The organism is Shewanella sp. BJSY2023SW001, assembly GCF_047314685.1.
GTDB lineage: Bacteria > Pseudomonadota > Gammaproteobacteria > Enterobacterales > Shewanellaceae > Shewanella > Shewanella indica.
In genome coordinates this window covers 20737-40641 of the sequence record NZ_JBKORF010000076.1, presented here as the reverse complement: position 1 = coordinate 40641, position 19905 = coordinate 20737, and the positions used below count along the sequence as shown (strand labels likewise).

Sequence of the window (19905 nt, the reverse complement as noted above, 5' to 3'; positions counted from 1 at the left end):
GTGTCTCCTAGAACTCGCTCCACTCTTCTGAACTGACACGGATCTTGGGAGACTTATCCCCGGCGATCAGGGTCAGGGGCTTATGGGCGCCCTTTTCCAGATTAGCGGTATTGAAGAAGCCCAATTGACACTTCATGCTCCTGGCCTGTTCGGCCATGGCATCACCGGCTGCCGAGACCTGCTCCACCAGGGCGGCATTTTGCTGGGTCATTTCATCCATCTGCGACACAGCCTTATTGACCTCCTGGATCCCAACTGATTGCTGCTCGGCGGCTATGCTGATCTGGTTGATCATGTCGGCAACTTTAGAGACGGCTTGCACTATCTCCTGCAGGGTTTCACCGGATTGATTGACCAACTGGGTGCCATCCGTAACTTTGTTGACGCTGTCGCGGATAAGTTCTTTGATCTCTTTGGCAGCACCGGCGCTGCGCTGTGCTAGGTTACGTACCTCTCCGGCCACAACTGCAAAACCACGGCCCTGTTCTCCGGCTCTGGCTGCCTCGACCGCAGCATTCAGCGCCAGCAGGTTGGTTTGGAAGGCGATTTCATCTATCACGCTGATGATGTCGGCAATGCGCTTGCTCGAGGTGTTGATCTCCTCCATGGCACTAACGGCCTGTTTGACTACCTTGCCACCTTCGCCAGCCTTCTCGCTGGCCTGCTGGGCTAAGTTGTTGGCTAGATTGGCATTTTCGGCGCTTTGTTTCACAGTGGCCGTCATCTGCTCCATGCTGGAGGCGGTTTGTTCCAGGGAGGCGGCCTGCTCTTCGGTACGCTGGCTAAGGTCGGCGTTGCCCTGAGCTATCTCTTCGGCTCCAGAGGTGACGGTATTGGCCGAGTCATTGATACCCCCAATCACTTCGGTCAACTTGCTGATGGTGGCGTTGGCATCTTGCTGCAGCTTGGCAAACTGACCCCGATATTCGCCGTCGAGTTTACGATCCAGTTGCCCCTTGGCCAGGCCATCGAAGATATCGGCGACTTTGGAAATGACATTGTCGGCGATGCCGACCAAGCGGTTAAGGCCGTTGGAAAGATTAAGGAAGAAGCCTTCCTTGTTATGAATATCCAGGCGGCGGCTCAGATCACCGTCGTTGGCCGCCGTGATAATGGCATCAATCTCCTGCTCTATGGCTACCTCATCGGTACGATCGGCCCATTCAACCACAGTGCCAATTCGTCCCTGTTCCGCGTCCAGTATCGGGTTGGCAATGATTCTGAAGGTACGGCCACCGACTTGCAGCTGGCTGTCGTAGGTCTCGGTTAATCCGGCGAGAATATTGCGCTGGTGACTGGGGACCTTGTGGAAACCATCGATATTTTGTCCCAGCAGTTTGTCGGCATTGAACTTGGGCAGATCGCGAAGAATATCTTTCTCGGCTGCTTGAAACATCTGCTGCACAGCCTGGTTGAGGTAGATGATATTGCCGTCGTTATCCGCCACCATGGTATTTGAACTGACATTATCCAATGCCTGACGAATGCGAGCATTTTCGGCCGCCAGCTGTTTTTCCTGCTGCTCTCTGGCCAGGCTGGCGGTGATATCCTGCCACTCCACAACTGTGCCGGTACGCTTGCCTTGTTCAAATACCGGGGTGGCAATCAGGTTGAATGTCAGCCCGGCCACCTTGATGCGGGTGTTATAGCTGTCGGTGAGCTGGTCCAGCAATTGTCGCTGATGCTCAGGATGGCGATGGAAGATATCGATATTGCTGCCAATCAGCTTGCTCATGTTGAAGGTCTGCAACTCCTGTTGCAGCTTTTGCTCATTGCCGGCCAGCATTTCATTTAGTGAGTCGTTCAGGTAGATGATCTTGTAGTCGCTATCGGCGACCATCACATTGGCCTGGCAGACATTGAGGGCCTGCTTGATGCGGGTGTTCTCTGTAGCGCTTTGCTGCTCCAATTGTTGTTTGCTAAGGGCTTCGGTGAGATCTTGCCATTCGACCACAGTGGCAATACGTTGCTTGTTTTCGTCGAATACCGGCGAAGCTATCAGGCTGAAGGTACGACGACCTACCTTGATTTGAGTCGAGTAGACCTGCTCCAAGCCGGCGATCAATTTCCTTTGATGCTCAGGGTTGCGGTGGAAAACATCCATATTGGCACCCTGCAGCTTGTCGGCCTGGAATTTGGGCAACACCTCTTGAATGTCGGCCTCGGCGTCCTGCATGGTTTGTTGCAGCGAGTGGTTGAAGTAGAGAATGTCACCGGCAGGATTGGCCACCATCACATTGGCCTGGCAGATATCCAGAGCCTTGAGAATGGCTTGCTGCTGTCGTTGGCTCTGACGCCAACGGCTGAGCTCCTCCAGCAGTGGCTTCCAGCCCGGCAGATCAAGCTCGGCAAACTGCTGCGTGCCGTCTTTCAGCAACCTCTGCAGTTGGTTGATGGCGCTATCCAGGGTGCCTTTGTGCTTGAGTGAGTGCAATAGCCCAAGCAGTATGCAAACCAGAGTGACGCCCTGCAGAATAATAATGATATTGGGATCCTGGCCTAGCAGCATGAGCGCCATCACGGCGATGCCCGTGATTAAGCCAAGCAGATTCCAGGGATTGCTGTTGATTAGGTTGGCATTGGCGGCATCCATTCTTCTTTCCTCGATGTCTTAAAGGTTGGCAGCCTGAGGCTGTTCCAAGTCCAGTTGCTGCAGCAAACTGGAAAGTTGTGATGCATCCGGCAGCACTTCATTACCGAGTAACATATTGATATTCAATAGTATGACCATCTTATCGGCCACACAGGTGAGCCCATGGATGAAACGCATGTCCGTGTCCTGGCCAAAATCGGGCGCACTGCGGATCTCGCTCTGGGTGATACTGAAAACATCGGAAACGGCATCCACCACTATGCCCATCACCTTGTGCTGTTTATCCAGGCGCACTTTCAGCACTATCACTACTGTGGTTGGGCCATATGCCAGGGTCTTGATACCGAACCTTTGGCGCAGATCTATGATGGGGACTATGGTGCCGCGCAGATTGATCACCCCTTTGACATGGGGCGGTGCATTGGGAATAACCGTGGTTGCTTCCCAGCCACGGATCTCCTGCACCGAGAGAATATCGACACCATATTCCTCATCGGCCATCATAAAGGTGAGGTATTGCTGTGAATGATCTTCCGCAGCTGCCGATGTTGCAGGGTTGGATTCTGTCATTGCGCTTCCCTTCTAGGCTGCATGTTCCTGAGTTTGATTGAGGCCAGACATGGTCACGAGTCCGGGAATATCCACTATCAGCGCCACCCGGCCGTCACCGAGAATGGTGGCGCCGGACACCCCGGGCACTTTGGCGTAGTTGTCTTCCAGACTCTTGATCACCACTTGTTGCTGCGCCAGCAACTCATCGACCAGCAGGCCGACTTTTTGGTTGTTGTTGTCCACCACCATCACCAGCCCCTCTTTGACCTCTTTGGCCTGAGCCTGGTGATTGAACTGCTGATAAACGCGGATGACTGGCAGGTACTCGTCTCGCAGGCGGATCACTTCGTGCTCTTCAGACAGCTTGTTGACCTTGCTGCTTTCCACTTGCAGCGACTCATAGATGGAGACCAGCGGCACCACATAAGTATGCTCGCCGACCCTCACCAACTGGCCGTCGAGAATGGCCAGGGTTAAAGGCAAACGAATGGTAAAACGGCTCCCCTTGCCGGGCGTTGAGGCCAGCTCTACACTGCCGCTGAGTGCTTGAATGTTGCGTTTGACCACATCCATACCCACGCCCCGGCCAGAGAGGTCGGAGACGCTGTCGGCGGTAGAAAAGCCGGGTTTAAAGATGAGTTGCTGAATCGCCTCTGTGCTGAGTTCTTCTTCAGCGCCGACCAAGCCTTTATCTCTGGCCTTGGCGAGAATTCTGCCGGTATCCAATCCTGCGCCGTCGTCGGTGATTTCTATGACGATATTGCCGCCTTGATGGAAGGCGTTGAGGGTGATCCTGCCGGTTTCCGGTTTACCTTTGGCGCTGCGCACTGCTGGGCATTCAATGCCGTGATCCAAGGAGTTACGTACCAGATGCACCATGGGGTCGACAATTTTCTCCATCACAGTCTTGTCCAGCTCTGTCTCCTCACCTTTGAGGAGCAGCTCGACTTTCTTGCCCAGCTGCTGACCTATATCGCGTACCAAGCGGGGAAAACGGTTGAAGGCGAAGCTGATAGGCAGCATGCGGATCTGCATCACGCTTTCCTGCAGATCCCGGGTGTGATTGGCCAATTGCTCCAGCCCCTGCTGCAGAGACAGCAGGGCGTTATCGTCAATGCGTTCCTGTTGGCCTATCTGCCCCAACATAGCTTGGGTGATCACCAGCTCACCCACCATATTGATCAGCATGTCTATCTTGTCGGTGCTGACCCGGATAGAACTGGTTTCCGCCGTTTTGGCAACAGCCTTGCCGGACTCCACTTTGGCTGTGGGGGCTGCGACCTGTGTCTCTTGGGAGGCAGGGACAGAAGTCGAGAGGGGGGCTTGTTCCTGCGGTGAGACACCTTCGACAAGCTGTGCCTTGGCGGGTAACTGCTGATAATGGATTTCACAGTCGTCCTCGACCCACTCAAACACCTCTTTTATCCGCTCAAGTGGCGCCTCTGTGTTGAGTTGCAGTTGCCAATACAGACGGCAGGATTCGGGGTCCAGGTCTTCAAACTCTGGCAGTTCCTGCGCTGGCAGGCTGACTTTTAGCTCACCCAGCTCGGCGAGTTCGTTGAACATCAAAATGGGGTCGTTGCCGCATCTGAGAATGTCGGCGCCGGCATGGAAATCTATCTGCCAGCTGAGCCCAATATCTTTTGTTTCAGACTCTTTGGTTTCTGATACTTTGGCTGCTGACTTTTCATTGTTTTGGCAGGCGTTATCCGGCGTGTCTTCGATCCCGGCAACGTTGGACAGCTCCTGATTGAAGCGGTTTTCCAGCTCTTGTTGCTGGGGCGATTCAAAGCTTTGACCTGCCATCAAGGCCTGCAGCATGTTGCGCAGCAGATCCACCGACAAGAGCAACATATCCTGATGATTGGCGGTCATTTCCCGGCGGCCATCACGGATTTCATCCAACAGGGTTTCCAGCAAGTGGGTGAATCCGGCGACCTGGTTGAAACCAAAAGTGGCGCTGCCTCCCTTAATCGAATGGGCGGCACGAAAAATGGTATTTATGGTTTCCGGATCCGGTTGCTGCACGTTCAGTTTCAGCAGCTCAGATTCCATGACCTCCAGGCCTTCGAGGCTTTCTTCAAAGAACACCTGGGTGAATTGGCTCAGATCTATGTCCATATATCCGCTCCTTGCCGGAGGCTAACCCAATACTTTGCGAACCGTGGCCAACAGCTGATCCGGGTTGAAGGGTTTGACTATCCAACCGGTGGCTCCGGCGGCTCGTCCCTGTTGCTTCTTGTCTGTGGTCGACTCTGTGGTCAGCATCAACATGGGCACAAACTTGTAGTTGGGCAGCTCGCGCAAGTTACGTATCAGCTCGATACCATCCATAATTGGCATGTTGACGTCCGATATCACCAGGTCAAACTCTCTGCCTTGGGCTACTTTCAACGCTTCCTCGCCATTGTTGGCTTCGGTCACGTCGAAACCTGCTGTCTTGAGAGTAAAGCTCACCATTTGCCGCATGGAGGCTGAATCATCAACTGCGAGGATTGTCTTCATTGAGCGTTTCCTTTTCAAAATCCGAATCGAGTGTCGGGATCCTGATCCCCAGGCGCGTCAGTTGAGCGATAAAGGTGGGTTGAGCCTGTTGCCATGACAGTTTCAACCCTCGCTTGTCGCAACTCAGAGCAAACAGGTACAGCAACTGGGCGCCGGCAGTATCCACCTTGTGCAACTCACCGGCATCCAGGATCAATTCATCGACCCGATGCAAGAGCTCCAATAGTTTTTGGTAGAGTGGCTGAATATTGCGAATGCTTATTTCTGAACCCAGTGCCAGTGTGTCGATGGACATAGTGCTTCCCTGTTTTCCCAACACACAAAAGATAGTCGGCAAATTTCACTTCTGCCTCTTTTCAAAAGAAAAAATGGTATATGAATGACTAGGCTCTTTAGGGGGTTAGTGAGGCCCTTGATACTGAGTAACCAGAGTGCGAAAGTCGGCCAGCAGTTCATCGTTGCGGATTTGCGGCAGTTGTCCGGGTGTCTGTGAACTGGGCTTGATGGTGGCGTAGCGGCGGCCGTCGGGCGAGATCAGGATCAAAGAGGCGCTGTGATCCACTTGGTAGTCAGGGCCATCGCCGACCAGTGAATACACCAGGCCCAGATCGCGGCTGAAGGGCAGTAATGCCGGGTGCTCGGCTCGCAAACCTATGAACTCGGGATTAAAGAAGGCCAGGTAATCCTTGAGTTTGCTTTGGCTGTCACGCTCAGGGTCGACACTGAGCAGTATCACCTGTATTGGTGCCACTTGTGCCAGTTTCGGGTAGACGGCACTGAGTTTGCCAAGGGTGGTGGGACATACGTCCGGGCAGGAGGTGTAACCGGCGAAAATTAGACTCCATTTCTGTTTTAGCTTGTCATTATCGAATTGATGGCCGTTTTGGTCCTGCAACTCAAAAGGTTGCAGTGGTCTTGGGGTTTCATATTGAAAGCTGGTTTGCAATGCCTGCGGCGGCTGAGACGAAGGTCGGTGAAACAGCTGTACACTGGCCAAACCGCCAAGACCTATGAGCAAAATCCCCGCCACCAAGATGCGTTTCTTCATGATTCAACTCCAGAGGTAATGATCCACCAGCAGGGCAATAAACAGCAGCATCAGCTGATAGATAGAGAAACGGAACACGGCCATCGCCAGCCCGGGACGATCGGCAAACTTGAGTTGCCAGGCCTTGTAGATAAACAGGCAACTGAGAATGGTGGAAGCCAGCAGATAGACGGGGCCACTCAAGCCAACCAAAACCGGCAATAAGCAGGCGATGGCCAGCAGAAGGGTGTAGAGCAGAATACAGGTCTTGGTAAATTCCACCCCGTGAGTCACAGGCAGCATGGGGATATCCACCTTGGCGTACTCTTTTTGACGGTGAATGGCCAAGGCCCAGAAATGAGGCGGAGTCCAGGTGAAAATAATGATCACCAACAGCCAGGCGTGGCCGTGAAAGTCATTGGTTACCGCCGTCCAACCCAGCAGTGGCGGCATGGCACCGGCAAGGCCACCTATCACGATATTTTGGGGGGTTGCCCGCTTTAAATAGGCGGTATAGATAAGGGCGTAGCCAATCAGGCTGGCACAGGTCAACCAGGCGGTGAGTGGATTCACCAGCCAATAGAGTAGGGTAAAGCCCGCCACTCCAAGCAAGACGGCAAAGCTCAAGGCCCGGCTCACGCTCACTCGTCCCTTGGGTAAGGGGCGGTTATAAGTGCGGGCCATCAGGCCATCGATGCGTCGATCGATAAGGTGATTCAAGGCGGCCGCCGAGCCCGCCATCATGGCAATTCCCATTAACCCGGCAAGCAAAGGCTGTAGGGGGACAGCACCGGGCAACGCCAGGCACATACCCACCAGGACGGTGAGTAGCATCAGCGCCACCACCTTGGGTTTGGTCATTTCCAGGTAATCGCGCCAGGAGATCTCTGTGCGGGTCGCGTCCTGGGCTATGGAGAGTAGTTTAGCCATAAACAGTCCCTCTTCAGGCTTTACGCCAAAGCGCATAGTTGATGAATACCAAAGTCAGCAGCAGCAGGGCTGCGCCGCCGTTATGGGCAACCGCCACCGGCAGCGGCAGATGCAGCAATACGTTGGCCAGGCCCAATGACAGCTGTAATCCCAGCACCAAGGTGAGTACCAGAGCCGAGCGTTTCAGCATGCTCGAGTCGGCTCTGCGCCAGAGCATCAATGCCAGGGTGAGTACCACTATCGCGGTCAGCAGGGCACCTATTCGGTGGGCAATATGTATGGTCATCCGGGTGTGATAATCCAATACGCCGAACTCAAAGCTGGGATGCTGCCCCTGAAAAGGAGAGAAGGCATCTGCCAGACGTAGGTTGCTGCTCCAGTCACCTTCGCAGATAGGCAACTCTGTGCAGGCCAGGGCGGCGTAGTTGGAGGAGGTCCAGCCGCCGAGCATAATTTGCAGTACCACAATGGCCAGCGCTACCATGGCCAAAGGCGCCAAGGTGCGGGCTTTGGGATCGCCATCCGGAATTTGCAGCGGCCGGAGCCTGAGATACAGCAGCAACAACAGCGAAAACAGGGTGAATCCCCCGAGCAGGTGAGACATGACCACGACGGGCATCAGTTTCATGGTCACAGTCCACATTCCCAGCAGCGCCTGAAATACTATCAGTGCGGCGATCAGTCCCGGCAGCTTCTTCGGAGTTTCTCTGCCACGCCAACTCTGGATCAAAATAAGTAATACCAGAATCCCCAGTGAACCGGCCACGTATCTGTGGATCATCTCCAGCCAGGCTTTCTTGGGTTCGATTTCTTGTCCCGGAAAGTGGCGTTCGACATGAGCCAATTCATGGGCCTGAGAAGGCACCTTGATATGGCCATAGCAACCGGGCCAGTCGGGGCAGCCAAGGCCGGCATCCGACAGCCGGGTGTAGGCGCCCAACAGGATGACCGTCAGAGTGCAGATCAGGGTCATCTTCAGTAGCAAGTTCAGTTTCATCAGCCCACCCTCGAGAGTTTCAACAGCTTGCGCAGGTCGCTGACCAAGGCCTTGCCCTGCAAGAGTTGGCCATGGTGATCCACTACCCCCGGATAGGCCAACACCCAAGCGCCCAGAGGGTCGACTATCACCAACATCTGCTGCTGTAATGGATTCTCGGCGGTCAGAGGTTTATCCAGAGTGACTCGATGAAAGTCCTTGTTTAGCGGAGCTTCCGTGTCGCTTTCCCGGTTGATGAAAATCAGGGTGTCGACCCTGTCCATCTCGGCGCCCAGCGCCGTATGGCTCTGCTGCAATATGTAGAGTCGTTCCTGGCATAGTTCATCGCAGTTGGCCGGTATCAGGTATAGGACTTGCCAACGGCCGGGAAGCGGGTTGTCTAGCCCAAGTTGTTGATAACCCAGATTAGCCGGCAGCAACTGGCCCTTATTGGTGGCTCCGCCTTGATACAGCTCGAAGCTCAGTACCAGTTTTGCCAGTATCACAGGCAGGGCAAAGGCCAGCAGTAGTATCAAGAGTGGTCTTTGGGTTCGGGAGTTCATCCTGGCTCCTCTTGCTGTAATTGGGCGTTCTGAATTCAGCTCGCCCTATGGTTAGTGTCGATTCAGTTTCCAGCGCCACCAGACAAGCAGTAACAACAGGGCGGCAGCCATGGAAAACCACTGCAGGGCATAACCCAGGTGTTTTTCAGCCGGCATGGGCAATGGCTGCCAGGGTCTTGGCAAGTCCACACCTTCCAGCTGAACCGGCTGCAACACGGCCGGGATCAGTTTGTGCCCAAGCAAGTGCTCGAGCTGCGGCCAGTTGAGATTTTGTATTCGCTTGGGCCAACCGGCTTCGGCCAAGAGCTCCTGGCTCAGTGGGTTACTGCCCTTTTGCCACAATCGGCCTTCGAGGGTGAGGCGTGGCGGTAATGGCAATATCTCTGGCAGTTCACTGCGTTTTTCTGCGGCTGGGATAAACCCCAGCTCCAGCAATAGCCAGGGTTGCTCCGGCTCAACTTGCAGAGGTTGCAGCAACAGGTAGCCTACTCGTCCCTGATACACCTGGTTGTCCAGCAGCAATTGCTTACCGCTCAATACATTGGCGCTCAGCTGCTGTTTCTGCCCTGTGAGTCGGGTGTCTGGGTCTCGCCTCAGCAGAGCTGAAAAGCTGCTTGGCCCCGCATCCGCTCTGGCGGCAATCTCCTGGGCCAATAGTTGCTTTTCTTCAGCGCGCTGCAGTTGCCAGAATCCCAGCTTGACCATGAGTAGAAACAGCCCCAAAGTAAATAACAGTGCAAGGTAACGCCCCCAAGGGATGGGAGAGTGAATGTCAGTCAGTTTTTTCTTTAAAGTCATATTGGTACTGCTACTGCTGTTCATCATTTTCAACCTTGGTCGCGCCCTGTGGATCATGGTGCGCGGCGATTCATCTGTTCCCATGAGCCGTTTTCTTGCCCGCCGGGTGCTGTTTTCGGCGTTGGTGGTTCTTTTGTTGCTGCTGGCATTGGCGCTGGGGATTATTTCCCCTAATCCCCGGCCTTACTAAAGCACATACACAAAAACAAACAGGCATAGCCACACCACATCGACAAAGTGCCAATACCAACTGCCGGCCTGAAAGGCAAAGTGACGCTCAGCGCTGAAGTGCCCCTTTAAAACCCTGAAAAACAGCACCAACAGGAACAGCGTGCCCAGAGTCACATGCATACCGTGGAAACCTGTCAGCAGGAAGAAGGTGTTGCCATAAACGCCGGACTGCAGCGTCAGCCCCAGCTCAGTGTAGGCATGGACATATTCCTCTCCCTGCAAGATTAAAAACGCCAGTCCCAGCAAGATGGTGAGTCCAAGCCAAAGGGTTAAGGCGGTGCGTTTGCCTTTCTCTAACCCCAGGTGGGCAAAATGCAGGGTAATAGAGGAGGTAAGCAGAATAATGGTGTTGAAAAGGGGTAAACCATTCCAACCCATGGCTTGGGTTTCAGTGCCGTCCGGGGTTTTCAGTAAGGGCCAGCCTGCGCTGAATCCAGGCCAGAGCACTTCGTTGGTCATGGCATTGTTGGATGCACCACCCAACCAAGGCACTGCCACCATACGGGCATAGAAGAGGGCGCCGAAAAAGGCCGCAAAGAACATCACCTCAGAGAAGATGAACCAACTCATTCCCTGCCGAAATGACCTGTCCATCTGTGGCGAATAGAGACCACTCATGGATTCATGGATCACGTTTCTGAACCAGCCAATCAGCATGAACAGAATGACAGCAATTCCTGTCAGCAGTACGTAGCTGCCGTGGCCACCGTCAGACTTGAGCTGGGATACATAAGTACCGGCACCATAGGCGATAAGAAAAAGCCCCAATGCGCCGACAATCGGCCAGGCGCTTTGAGCCGGAACATAATAGTGTTCATGTTTACTGGTCATTTCGCTGCTCCTTGCTCCAGGGCATCGGATATCTGTCTATCCGTGATGTCATAGAGGGTGTAAGAGAGGGTCAGAGTGCTGATGGAGTCCGGCAGGTCCGGATCCACGTAAAACACCAGCGGCAGCTCGGCACTGGCATCGGCAGCCAGCGGCTGCTGATTGAAACAGAAGCACTCGGTTTTATTGAAGTAGGCGGCGCCTTGTCCCGGTGAAACGGAAGGGATCGCCTGACCTATCTTGTATTGGTGTGACAGGTTGCGGGCCAGAAAGCGGGTATGGGTCAACTGGCCGGGATGCACCTTGATACGGGTCACTTCCGGCTTGAACTCCCACGGCATTCCCTTGGCCACCTGAGAGATAAACTCCACAGTGACCAAGCGGCTGTTATCCACTTGGGCACTATAAGTGGCGGCGCTGGTGTTGGTCTTGCCATTGATCCCCAACTGCTGACAAAGCACGTCATAGAGCGGCACCAGGGCAAAGCCGAAGCCGAACATGGCTACGGCGCCAAGTAGCAGCAGGCGTACCAGTTTACGGTTGTCGGGGCGGGAGTCTGCCATATCACTTAATCTCCGGCGGAGTGCTGAAGGTGTGATAAGGCGCCGGACTTGGGAGTGTCCACTCAAGTCCTTGGGCACCTTCCCAAGGTTTGGCCGGAGCCTGGGCGCCGCCGCGAATACACTTGATCACCAGTACCAGAAATATCAGCTGTGACAGGCCAAAGGCAAAACCGCCTATGGAGACAATCTGATTGACATCGGCAAACTGCACCGAGTAGTCGGGGATGCGTCTGGGCATACCGGCCAGTCCGAGGAAATGCATCGGGAAGAACAACACATTGACCGAAATGACCGAGCACCAGAAATGCCACTTGGCCAAGGTCTCGCTGTACATATGCCCGGTCCACTTGGGTAGCCAGTAATAGGCGGCGGCCATGATGGAGAAGATGGCACCGGTGACCAGCACATAATGAAAATGGGCAACCACAAAGTAAGTGTCATGGTATTGGAAGTCGGCTGGGGTGATTGCCAACATCAGGCCGGAGAAGCCGCCTATGGTGAAGAGAATAATAAAGGCACAGGCGAACATCATAGGGGCTTCAAAGCTGATGGATCCCCGCCACATGGTGGCAACCCAGTTGAATACCTTGACCCCGGTTGGCACGGCAATCAGCATGGTGCAGTACATAAAGAAGAGTTCGGCAAAGACAGGCATACCTGTGGTGAACATGTGGTGTGCCCACACCAGGAAGGAGAGGATCGCGATGCTGGCAGTGGCGTAGACCATTGAGGCGTAGCCAAACAAAGGTTTGCGACTGAATGCCGGAATGATGGCCGAGATGATGCCGAATGACGGCAAGATCATTATGTACACCTCGGGGTGGCCGAAGAACCAGAAAATATGCTGGAACATCACAGGATCTCCGCCGCCGGCGGCATCGAAGAAGCTGGTGCCGAAGAATTTGTCTGTGAGTACCATGGTCACAGCCCCGGCCAATACCGGCATAACGGCTATCAGAAGGAAGGCGGTGATAAGCCAGGTCCAGACGAACAGGGGCAGCTTCATCCAGTTCATGCCAGGTGCGCGCAGATTCACTATGGTGACTATCACGTTGATCGCCCCCATGATTGAGCTTATCCCCATGATATGTATTGAAAAAACAAACAAGGCTGTGCTGTCTGCGCTATAAGTTGTCGACAATGGCGCATAGAAGGTCCAGCCAAAATTGGGGCCGCCGCCTTCCATAAACAATGAGCTAAGCAGGATTAAGAAGGCGAAGGGTAAAATCCAAAAGCTCCAGTTGTTCATCCTCGGCAGCGCCATATCCGGCGCACCTATCATCATGGGGATCAACCAGTTGGCCAGGCCGGTAAAGGCCGGCATCACGGCACCAAAAACCATGATAAGACCGTGTACTGTGGTCATTTGGTTAAAGAAATTGGGCTCGACCAGTTGCAAACCGGGCTGGAATAATTCAGCACGGATCACCATGGCCATGGCGCCCCCGATTAGGAACATGATGAAGCTGAACCAGAGATAGAGTGTGCCTATATCTTTATGGTTGGTGGTCAGCAACCAGCGCATGATCCCCTTGGGGGCGTGATGATGCTGGTGTTCCTGTTCAGTGACTTCCTGAACACCGGCTTTCGCATCTTGACTGAATGAGTTCATCTTCTTCCCCTACTGCCCGTGGTTATTGACGTCGGCGGCTTGCACTGTGTCGCCTGTGTTATTGCCCCAGGCATTGCGCTCATAGGTCACCACAGCGGCCAGTTCCTTGGCGGTAATCTGTTTGCCGAAGGCTTGCATGGCGGTGCCTGTCTTGCCATGGATCACTATGTCCAGATGGGCTGCTATTGGACCTATGGCAATAGCACTGCCCTTGAGCGCCGGGAACACCCCTTGAAGTCCGGCGCCGTTTGGCTGATGACAGGCGGCGCAGCGCGCCATATAGATCTGTTCGCCAAGCGCCATGGCTTCATCATGGCTCATGGTCTCACTGAGGGCCGCCTGAGCTTCTTCGGCGGCCGTAGCCGCGGCTTGTTTCTGCTTTGCCATCCAGGCGTCGAACTCATCTTCTGCCAGTACCTGCACCACAATCGGCATAAAGCCGTGGTCTTTACCGCAAAGCTCGGCACATTGGCCGCGGTAGATCCCCGGCTTGTCCACCCGGGTCCAGGCTTCGTTGATAAAACCGGGATTGGCGTCTTTTTTGACGGCAAAGGCGGGCACCCACCAGGAGTGGATCACATCATCTGAGGTCATCAGGAATCGGACTTTACGATTGATGGGCAATACCAACGGCTTGTCGACTTCAAGCAGGTAGTGCTCGCCCTTGGCTTCCTGGCCTTCTATCTGGGACCTCGGCGTTGCCAATATGCTGAAGAAGTCGATGTCTTCGCCGAAATAGCTGTAGTGCCATTTCCATTGCGAGCCGGTGATCTTGACCGTCAGGTCGGCATCACTGGGATCCTCCATGGCAATCAGCGTCTTGGTTGCGGGGATTGCCATCAGGATAAGGATTAAGAAGGGGATAAGCGTCCAGGCAATTTCTACCTTGGTACTTTCATGGAATTGGGACGCGACTGCCCCTTTGGATTTTCTATGGTTGATCATGGCGTAGATCATCACGCCGAATACGACCAAACCTATGGCGCAGCAGATATAAAGAATGATCATGTGCAGGTGATACACCTTGCCACTGATCTCAGTTACCCCTTGAGTCATATTCAAGGGCATATCTGCCTGAGCACCTGGAGACAACAAGCTGACGCACAACAAGGTCAGCAAAACACACAGCCATTGCTTCACAAGACATCTCCTCTGTCAATTGCATTCGCAACTACAAAGAAGAGTCACACAGTAAGTCTTTGCTCTATGCAAACTCTTCAGTTCCCAAAAAAGCAACGATGACTTCAAAGTGCGGCGGCGGTTTCACTTAGATCTAGGTATACAGGTGGTAACCACTGTTGCACTTACCGCTGAATATACTCAGCATTTCCGGCGACGGCCTTACTCGCTATAAAGCGAAATGGGACGTTCAACCTACGACGAATTGCATGGAGATAACACAATCGTTGTTCTTACATTACTTGTAGATTAAATTTTGATCAAGATCACGATATTTTCTAACTGTATGAAAGAAAAGCGTCTGTTAATCTAGAGGTGAATTCTGCGTGAGGGGCTGACCAGCGCGGCTTTGCGTCGATTTACAAGGAAAGGTATTGCACCCAAAAGGCACAGAATAAAGGCCATCCCAGGAATGGCCTTTATTCATACAATTAATGGATGGAGCGGGTAAGTTCGTTGAGGCGGTTATCCATCTCTTTCGCCTGCCGTCCTGTTTCCAGCACTATTCCCATGGCTCTGGCGTTACGGGCAACCAGCTGCAATCGACGGTTATCACGGGCATCCAGGCTGTTTATCCAACTGATCACTGCACTGGAGGTGCCGTTGGTCAAGGCTCTTTCCGTTGCCCACAGGGCTTCGATTTCATCCTTGGTGCGCACCAAGAGAACTCTATCCATTCTGACACCGGCCCTTGCTAAGGTTTCCTTGTAACCTATGTTGGCAGGGGCGTTAATCAAGACTATCCAGCGTCCCTGTTGACTCAATTGCGCCAATTGAGGGCAGAGGCGTAATAATTCCTGACGTCCCTGGCTATGGCTGGCCAAGCTGGAGATGCCGGTATGTTGCCAAGGCTGATTGCCGGCAATACTGGTGTCTGTCCACAGGCCCGGGTGTCTTGGGGCGTTGCCCGTCATTATGCTCATAGCCAGTCTCCATTGCGTATTATGCCTACCGCCAGTCCTTCAATGGTCAATGGCTGGAAAGTCAGGTCGACTTTGATTGGGGAGTAAGCCTCGTTCTCGGCATGTAGATAAACCACATTACCTTTCTTTTCAAAACGCTTCACTGTTACATCGTCTTCAACCCTGGCCACCACGACTTGACCGTTACGGGCTTCTTGTACCTTGTGAACCGCCAGGAGATCACCTTCGAGAATGCCTATGTTCTTCATGCTGTCGCCGCGTACCCGCAGTAGGAAGTCGGCGCAGGGATGGAACATGCCAGGGTCGACCTGGTAATACTGCTCAACATGCTCCTGTGCCAGTATGGGTTCCCCGGCAGCGACCTGGCCTATTAAGGGCAGACCTGCTTCTGACTCCGCTTGTTCATCATGTGACAAGCGAATACCACGAGAGGTGCCTGGCATGATCTCAATACAGCCTTTCTTTGCCAGTGCCTTGAGGTGTTCCTCTGCGGCATTGGCACTCTTGAAGCCTAACCGGGTAGCAATTTCAGCCCGGGTTGGCGGCATGCCGGTGTCGGCTATATTGCGTTTAATCAATTCCAGAATCTGTGCCTGGCGCGGTGTCAGTGGTCTCATGGTGATTCCTGTTTTTTCATACAGTACCTGTCAGTATATACAGTATTTTGATCAGCGCAAGTATTAACCAAAATTGAAACGTTTAGGGGAGGGTAAATGTTTTAACCTGTGGCAGATTTGGACAGTCAGGCTTACGAATTATGTGGAGTTCAAGGAATTTGCCAGAGGAGCTGCCGGGACCGGTTCGCACCTTCCCTAGCTAAGATTCAGGAAGTTCTGGTATTCTATTGGGCTATTGATTGTGGCTCAGACACTGAAAAACATGTCCAAACAAGATTCATTCTGGTTTAAATCACTTCGCTGGCTCCAAAGCAAGCTGGTGCATACCACTGTGGTGCCTCAGGATCCTTTCGCCGATTTGAACCTGGATCTCGCCAAGCCGATGGCCTACGTGATGAAGACGGAGTCTGTCAGTGATATCGCGGCGTTGGCGGAAGTCACCCGTAAGTTTGGTTTGCCTTGCCCTTATGAGACGCTCAAGGTTGATGATATTACCGTTCCCAGAGTCGTCTGCCTGGAAGGTGCAAAGCCCCTGTTCGGCAAGCGCAAGGGCAATAAACCTTTTCTCAGCTGTTTCACCTCTTTGCTTCATTTGCATCAGACCAATCCACAACTGGATATTCAATTGGTGCCGGTGAGTCTCTATTGGGGCCGAACTCCGGGTAAGGAAGATGACAGCATGCGCGCCGCCGTATTTGAGCGGGAAAACCCCACTTGGTTGCGCAAGTTTCTAATGATCTTGTTCCTGGGGCGAGACAACTTTGTGCAGTTTTCCAATGCGGTCTCGCTGCGGCTGATGGCCGATGAACATGGAACCGATAAAGCTATTGCCCATAAGTTGGCGCGAGTGGCCAGGGTACATTTCCGCCGTCAGCGTAAGGTGATGACCGGGCCATTACTGCCCAACCGTCAAGCGCTGTTTAATGAACTGTTGCGTTCAGAAACCCTTAAAAAGGCTATAAAAGAGGAAGCCGCAGCCAAGAAGATCCCCGAGGCCAGGGCCAGGGAAATGGCGGAGGAATATCTCGATGAGATTGCTGCCCACTATTCAGACAGCCTGGTGCGTATTGCCCAGCGGATCCTCACCTGGTTATGGAACAAGCTCTACAAGGGGATCAACATCAAGGGCGCCGAGCAGATACGCCAGCTGCATCATGATGGACATGAGATAGTTTATGTACCTTGCCATCGCAGTCATATGGATTATTTGCTGCTCTCCTATATTCTCTATTTTCAGGGTATGGTTCCGCCTCATATCGCCGCCGGTATCAACCTGAACTTCTGGCCTGCCGGGCCTATATTCCGCCGTGGTGGTGCCTTCTTTATCCGCCGCAGTTTCAACGGTAATAAACTCTATACTGCAGTGTTCCGTGAGTATCTGGATCAGCTGTTTGCCAAAGGCTATTCGGTTGAGTACTTCACCGAAGGTGGCCGCTCCCGTACCGGGCGGTTGTTGTCGCCCAAGACTGGGATGCTGGCGATGACGGTCAACTCTGTGTTGCGGGGTATTGAGCGACCAGTGACTTTGGTGCCTGTGTACCTGGGCTATGACCACGTTATGGAAGTGGCCACTTATCACAAAGAACTCAGCGGCAAGAAGAAGCAAAAAGAATCTGTCTGGCAAGTGGTTGGCGCCTTGCGTAAGTTGGGTAATTTTGGTCAGGGTTATGTAAACTTTGGTGAGCCCGTGACGCTGCAGAATTTCCTCAGTGAGGCGGCACCTAACTGGCGCGAAGAGGTGGCAGCCGATCCCGAGCAGAAACCCAGCTGGTTGACTCCGGCTGTCAATACTCTGGCCAATCGGGTCATGACTCATATCAACGATGCTGCTGCTGCCAGCGCAGTGACCCTCACCAGCTTGGTACTATTGTCCTCAGAGCAGAATGCGCTGGAACGAAACCAGTTGGAACGTCAGTTGGACTTGTATTTGGATCTGCTCAAGGAAGTGCCTTACACCCAGTACATCTCGGTGGCCGAAGGTGACGGTAAGCAATTGCTGCAACAAGGTCTGGAGCTGAATAAGTTTACGGTTCAGGAAGATGAACTGGGCGATATCATCTCAATCGACGAGTCGATTGCGGTAACCATGACTTACTATCGCAACAACATCATTCACCTATTTATGGTGCCTTCTTTGCTGGCCAGCTGCCTGGTGCGTCAAGAGCAGTGCTGCCGATCTCGGATGCAAGCGGTGCTTGAGGATTTCTACCCTTTGCTGCAGGCCGAGCTGTTTATGGGTAAGGCCGATGTCAGAGCCTATGCCGATCAACTGCTGGATCGTTTCATTGCCAAAGGTTTGGTGGCCGAAGAAGTCAATGGCTTCCGAGTGCTGGAAGCCGGGATCAATCCGCTGGCGTTGCTGGCCGAAACCATGAGCGAAACCCTTCAACGTTACGCCATCATCTTTAACTTGCTGGCCGCGCACCCGGGTATTGAGCGTGGCGATTTGGAGCGCGAAAGCCACAAGTTGGCCAGTCGTCTTGGCGCGCTGCATGGGATTACTGCCCCTGAATTTTACGACAAGAAACTCTACGGCATCTTGAGTATCAAGCTCAAAGAGCTTGGGTATCTCACCAAGGAAGATACCCGCCATGATATAGAGCGAACCCGGGATTATGCCAACCAGCTACTGCGTCCTCAGGTCAAGCAAACCATAGTTGACAGCGTCGCCGCCGAACAGGAGGCCTGATGGCCAATCATATGAATGCGGCGCCTGCCAAGGCGTCTTTGCTGGGCGGCGCCATGATCATCGCCGGGACCACAGTCGGTGCCGGCATGTTTTCGCTGCCGGTAGAAGGTGCCGGCATGTGGTTTGGCTACTCTGTGCTTATGCTGCTGGGGGTGTGGTTTTGCATGTTCATGTCCGGGCTACTGCTGCTGGAAACCAATCTCCATTTTGAGCCCGGCGCCAGCTTTGACACCCTCACCAAGGAAACTTTGGGGCAATTCTGGCGGGTGCTTAACGGCGCTTCGATAACCTTCGTGCTCTATATCCTTACTTACGCCTATATCAGTGGCGGCGGCTCCATAGTCAATCACAGCCTGGAAGGGATGGATATCAGCCTGCCGCAGAGCTTTGCCGCCCTGGTGTTTGCCCTGGTGCTGGCACTGGTGGTGCTGATAAGTACCAAGGCCGTGGATCGGATCACCACTATAATGCTGGGCGGGATGATTATCAGCTTCTTTCTGGCGATAGGCAATCTGCTGATCGGCATAGACACCAGCAAGTTGTTACTACCTGATGGCGAGAACTCTTATGGCTCATATCTGTGGGCGGCCATTCCTTTCGGGCTGGCGAGTTTTGGCTATCATGGCAATGTGCCGTCGCTGGTGAAATACTACGGCAAGCAACCGGGCACCATTATCAAGGCGATTTTTGTAGGTACCTTTATCGCCTTGGCTATCTACCTGTGTTGGTTGGTGGCGACCATGGGTAATATTTCCCGCGGCGAATTCGGCGCTATTATTGCTCAGGGCGGCAATATGGGCGTATTGGTTGGCGCCTTGTCCAAGGTGATGGATAACTCGCTGCTCAACACCATGCTCACTCTGTTTGCCAATCTGGCGGTAGCCTCTTCATTTCTTGGGGTAACCTTGGGCTTGTTTGACTATTTGGCAGATCTGTTTGGTTTTGACGACAGTCGCTGTGGCAGGGCCAAGACCGCCTTGGTGACTTTCCTGCCTCCGACTTTATTGGGTATGTTGTTTCCCGATGGCTTCCTGGTCGCTATCGGCTTTGCTGCCCTGGCGGCTACAGTTTGGGCCGTCATAGTGCCGGCCTTGATGGCTTGGCGCTCAAGACAACAATTTGCCGATAGCCAGGGCTTTCGTGTGCCGGGCGGTACACCTTTGATAGCCATAGTGGTGCTGTTTGGATTACTGACGGCTGCCTGCCATCTGTTGGCCATGGCTGGTATACTGCCTAAGTATTCCTGAAGCGAGAAGCAGCTCTCTTTTTCAAAGGAATGAAAGAGCGGCTTCTTGACAAGACTATAAAAGTCAGTAATT

Annotated in this window: 18 protein-coding genes and 1 pseudogene; 3 read left to right on the top strand and 16 right to left on the bottom strand. The window is 53.5% G+C overall.

From position 1 onward, the window contains the following. Window positions 1-7: 7 nt before the first annotated feature. The 10 genes from ACMHXH_RS17085 to ACMHXH_RS17040 all read right to left on the bottom strand — a co-directional run bounded on the left by ACMHXH_RS17085 (window position 8) and on the right by ACMHXH_RS17040 (window position 9944). Window positions 8-2593, bottom strand: a complete 2586-nt coding sequence (locus tag ACMHXH_RS17085; RefSeq protein ID WP_335912625.1) for a methyl-accepting chemotaxis protein — start codon at window positions 2591-2593, stop codon at window positions 8-10. Window positions 2594-2611: 18 nt separating this feature from the next. After that, the gene (locus ACMHXH_RS17080) at window positions 2612-3163 is read right to left on the bottom strand and encodes a chemotaxis protein CheW (RefSeq protein WP_039035323.1); all 552 of its coding nucleotides are present in this window, start codon (window positions 3161-3163) and stop codon (window positions 2612-2614) included. Window positions 3164-3175: 12 nt separating this feature from the next. Then, the gene (locus tag ACMHXH_RS17075) at window positions 3176-5266 is read right to left on the bottom strand and encodes a chemotaxis protein CheA (protein ID WP_412498152.1); all 2091 of its coding nucleotides are present in this window, start codon (window positions 5264-5266) and stop codon (window positions 3176-3178) included. A 21-nt stretch (window positions 5267-5287) separates the two neighbouring features. Further along, window positions 5288-5650, bottom strand: a complete 363-nt coding sequence (locus tag ACMHXH_RS17070) for a response regulator (RefSeq protein WP_025010825.1) — start codon at window positions 5648-5650, stop codon at window positions 5288-5290. Beyond that, a complete protein-coding gene (locus tag ACMHXH_RS17065) occupies window positions 5628-5945 on the bottom strand; it encodes an STAS domain-containing protein (RefSeq protein WP_028780840.1) in 318 nt (105 codons plus the stop codon). The genes ACMHXH_RS17070 and ACMHXH_RS17065 overlap by 23 nt, the downstream gene beginning before the upstream one ends. 105 nt (window positions 5946-6050) lie before the next feature. Beyond that, window positions 6051-6698, bottom strand: coding sequence for an SCO family protein (locus tag ACMHXH_RS17060; RefSeq protein WP_028780841.1), 648 nt, complete (start codon window positions 6696-6698; stop codon window positions 6051-6053). 3 nt (window positions 6699-6701) lie between these two features. Further along, complete coding sequence (cyoE, locus tag ACMHXH_RS17055; RefSeq protein ID WP_039035326.1) at window positions 6702-7607, bottom strand: heme o synthase; 906 nt, start codon at window positions 7605-7607, stop codon at window positions 6702-6704. A 13-nt stretch (window positions 7608-7620) separates the two neighbouring features. Continuing rightward, complete coding sequence (locus tag ACMHXH_RS17050; protein WP_233962973.1) at window positions 7621-8604, bottom strand: COX15/CtaA family protein; 984 nt, start codon at window positions 8602-8604, stop codon at window positions 7621-7623. Next, window positions 8604-9146, bottom strand: a complete 543-nt coding sequence (locus ACMHXH_RS17045) for a hypothetical protein (protein ID WP_071475733.1) — start codon at window positions 9144-9146, stop codon at window positions 8604-8606. Before ACMHXH_RS17045 ends, ACMHXH_RS17050 begins: the two co-directional genes overlap by 1 nt. 51 nt (window positions 9147-9197) lie before the next feature. Then, a complete protein-coding gene (locus ACMHXH_RS17040; protein ID WP_413738363.1) occupies window positions 9198-9944 on the bottom strand; it encodes an SURF1 family protein in 747 nt (248 codons plus the stop codon). Here ACMHXH_RS17040 and ACMHXH_RS17035 point away from each other — a divergent pair. Continuing rightward, window positions 9916-10134: a DUF2909 family protein gene (locus tag ACMHXH_RS17035; RefSeq protein WP_413738361.1), complete on the top strand. Its 219-nt coding sequence runs from the start codon at window positions 9916-9918 to the stop codon at window positions 10132-10134. The two genes, ACMHXH_RS17040 and ACMHXH_RS17035, sit on opposite strands and share 29 nt — an antisense overlap. Here the strand turns inward: ACMHXH_RS17035 and ACMHXH_RS17030 are convergent. The 6 genes and pseudogenes from ACMHXH_RS17030 to lexA form a co-directional block, all read right to left on the bottom strand. Continuing rightward, window positions 10131-11006, bottom strand: coding sequence for a cytochrome c oxidase subunit 3 (locus tag ACMHXH_RS17030; RefSeq protein WP_162207150.1), 876 nt, complete (start codon window positions 11004-11006; stop codon window positions 10131-10133). The genes ACMHXH_RS17035 and ACMHXH_RS17030 overlap by 4 nt on opposite strands. After that, complete coding sequence (locus tag ACMHXH_RS17025; RefSeq protein ID WP_028780846.1) at window positions 11003-11566, bottom strand: cytochrome c oxidase assembly protein; 564 nt, start codon at window positions 11564-11566, stop codon at window positions 11003-11005. The genes ACMHXH_RS17030 and ACMHXH_RS17025 overlap by 4 nt, the downstream gene beginning before the upstream one ends. Window position 11567: 1 nt before the next feature. Beyond that, complete coding sequence (ctaD, locus tag ACMHXH_RS17020; RefSeq protein ID WP_039035330.1) at window positions 11568-13178, bottom strand: cytochrome c oxidase subunit I; 1611 nt, start codon at window positions 13176-13178, stop codon at window positions 11568-11570. An 18-nt stretch (window positions 13179-13196) separates the two neighbouring features. Next, a pseudogene (gene coxB, locus ACMHXH_RS17015) lies at window positions 13197-14318 on the bottom strand (cytochrome c oxidase subunit II); the annotation flags it as partial. Window positions 14319-14788: 470 nt separating this feature from the next. Then, window positions 14789-15280: a cell division inhibitor SulA gene (locus ACMHXH_RS17010; RefSeq protein ID WP_052248213.1), complete on the bottom strand. Its 492-nt coding sequence runs from the start codon at window positions 15278-15280 to the stop codon at window positions 14789-14791. Continuing rightward, complete coding sequence (gene lexA / locus ACMHXH_RS17005; protein ID WP_039035332.1) at window positions 15277-15897, bottom strand: transcriptional repressor LexA; 621 nt, start codon at window positions 15895-15897, stop codon at window positions 15277-15279. The genes ACMHXH_RS17010 and lexA overlap by 4 nt, the downstream gene beginning before the upstream one ends. Before the next feature lie 262 nt (window positions 15898-16159). On the opposite strand from lexA, the gene plsB reads away from it, so the two are divergent. Together plsB and mtr are read left to right on the top strand one after the other, a co-directional pair. Beyond that, a complete protein-coding gene (gene plsB / locus ACMHXH_RS17000) occupies window positions 16160-18586 on the top strand; it encodes a glycerol-3-phosphate 1-O-acyltransferase PlsB (RefSeq protein WP_039035355.1) in 2427 nt (808 codons plus the stop codon). Further along, window positions 18586-19833, top strand: a complete 1248-nt coding sequence (gene mtr / locus ACMHXH_RS16995) for a tryptophan permease (RefSeq protein WP_162207149.1) — start codon at window positions 18586-18588, stop codon at window positions 19831-19833. Before plsB ends, mtr begins: the two co-directional genes overlap by 1 nt. Window positions 19834-19905: the final 72 nt, after the last annotated feature.

What these genes read in the sequence shown, in the direction of transcription:
- plsB (WP_039035355.1), top strand. Translation starts at nt 16,160, where the DNA reads ATGTCCAAACAAGATTCATTCTGGTTTAAATCACTTCGCTGGCTCCAA.
- ACMHXH_RS17045 (WP_071475733.1), bottom strand. Translation starts at nt 9,146, where the DNA reads ATGAACTCCCGAACCCAAAGACCACTCTTGATACTACTGCTGGCCTTT.
- ACMHXH_RS17070 (WP_025010825.1), bottom strand. Translation starts at nt 5,650, where the DNA reads ATGAAGACAATCCTCGCAGTTGATGATTCAGCCTCCATGCGGCAAATG.
- cyoE (WP_039035326.1), bottom strand. Translation starts at nt 7,607, where the DNA reads ATGGCTAAACTACTCTCCATAGCCCAGGACGCGACCCGCACAGAGATC.
- mtr (WP_162207149.1), top strand. Translation starts at nt 18,586, where the DNA reads ATGGCCAATCATATGAATGCGGCGCCTGCCAAGGCGTCTTTGCTGGGC.
- ACMHXH_RS17060 (WP_028780841.1), bottom strand. Translation starts at nt 6,698, where the DNA reads ATGAAGAAACGCATCTTGGTGGCGGGGATTTTGCTCATAGGTCTTGGC.
- ACMHXH_RS17025 (WP_028780846.1), bottom strand. Translation starts at nt 11,566, where the DNA reads ATGGCAGACTCCCGCCCCGACAACCGTAAACTGGTACGCCTGCTGCTA.
- ACMHXH_RS17040 (WP_413738363.1), bottom strand. Translation starts at nt 9,944, where the DNA reads ATGACTTTAAAGAAAAAACTGACTGACATTCACTCTCCCATCCCTTGG.
- ACMHXH_RS17075 (WP_412498152.1), bottom strand. Translation starts at nt 5,266, where the DNA reads ATGGACATAGATCTGAGCCAATTCACCCAGGTGTTCTTTGAAGAAAGC.
- ACMHXH_RS17085 (WP_335912625.1), bottom strand. Translation starts at nt 2,593, where the DNA reads ATGGATGCCGCCAATGCCAACCTAATCAACAGCAATCCCTGGAATCTG.
- lexA (WP_039035332.1), bottom strand. Translation starts at nt 15,897, where the DNA reads ATGAGACCACTGACACCGCGCCAGGCACAGATTCTGGAATTGATTAAA.
- ACMHXH_RS17065 (WP_028780840.1), bottom strand. Translation starts at nt 5,945, where the DNA reads ATGTCCATCGACACACTGGCACTGGGTTCAGAAATAAGCATTCGCAAT.
- ACMHXH_RS17035 (WP_413738361.1), top strand. Translation starts at nt 9,916, where the DNA reads ATGTCAGTCAGTTTTTTCTTTAAAGTCATATTGGTACTGCTACTGCTG.
- ACMHXH_RS17010 (WP_052248213.1), bottom strand. Translation starts at nt 15,280, where the DNA reads ATGAGCATAATGACGGGCAACGCCCCAAGACACCCGGGCCTGTGGACA.
- ctaD (WP_039035330.1), bottom strand. Translation starts at nt 13,178, where the DNA reads ATGAACTCATTCAGTCAAGATGCGAAAGCCGGTGTTCAGGAAGTCACT.
- ACMHXH_RS17080 (WP_039035323.1), bottom strand. Translation starts at nt 3,163, where the DNA reads ATGACAGAATCCAACCCTGCAACATCGGCAGCTGCGGAAGATCATTCA.
- ACMHXH_RS17030 (WP_162207150.1), bottom strand. Translation starts at nt 11,006, where the DNA reads ATGACCAGTAAACATGAACACTATTATGTTCCGGCTCAAAGCGCCTGG.
- ACMHXH_RS17050 (WP_233962973.1), bottom strand. Translation starts at nt 8,604, where the DNA reads ATGAAACTGAACTTGCTACTGAAGATGACCCTGATCTGCACTCTGACG.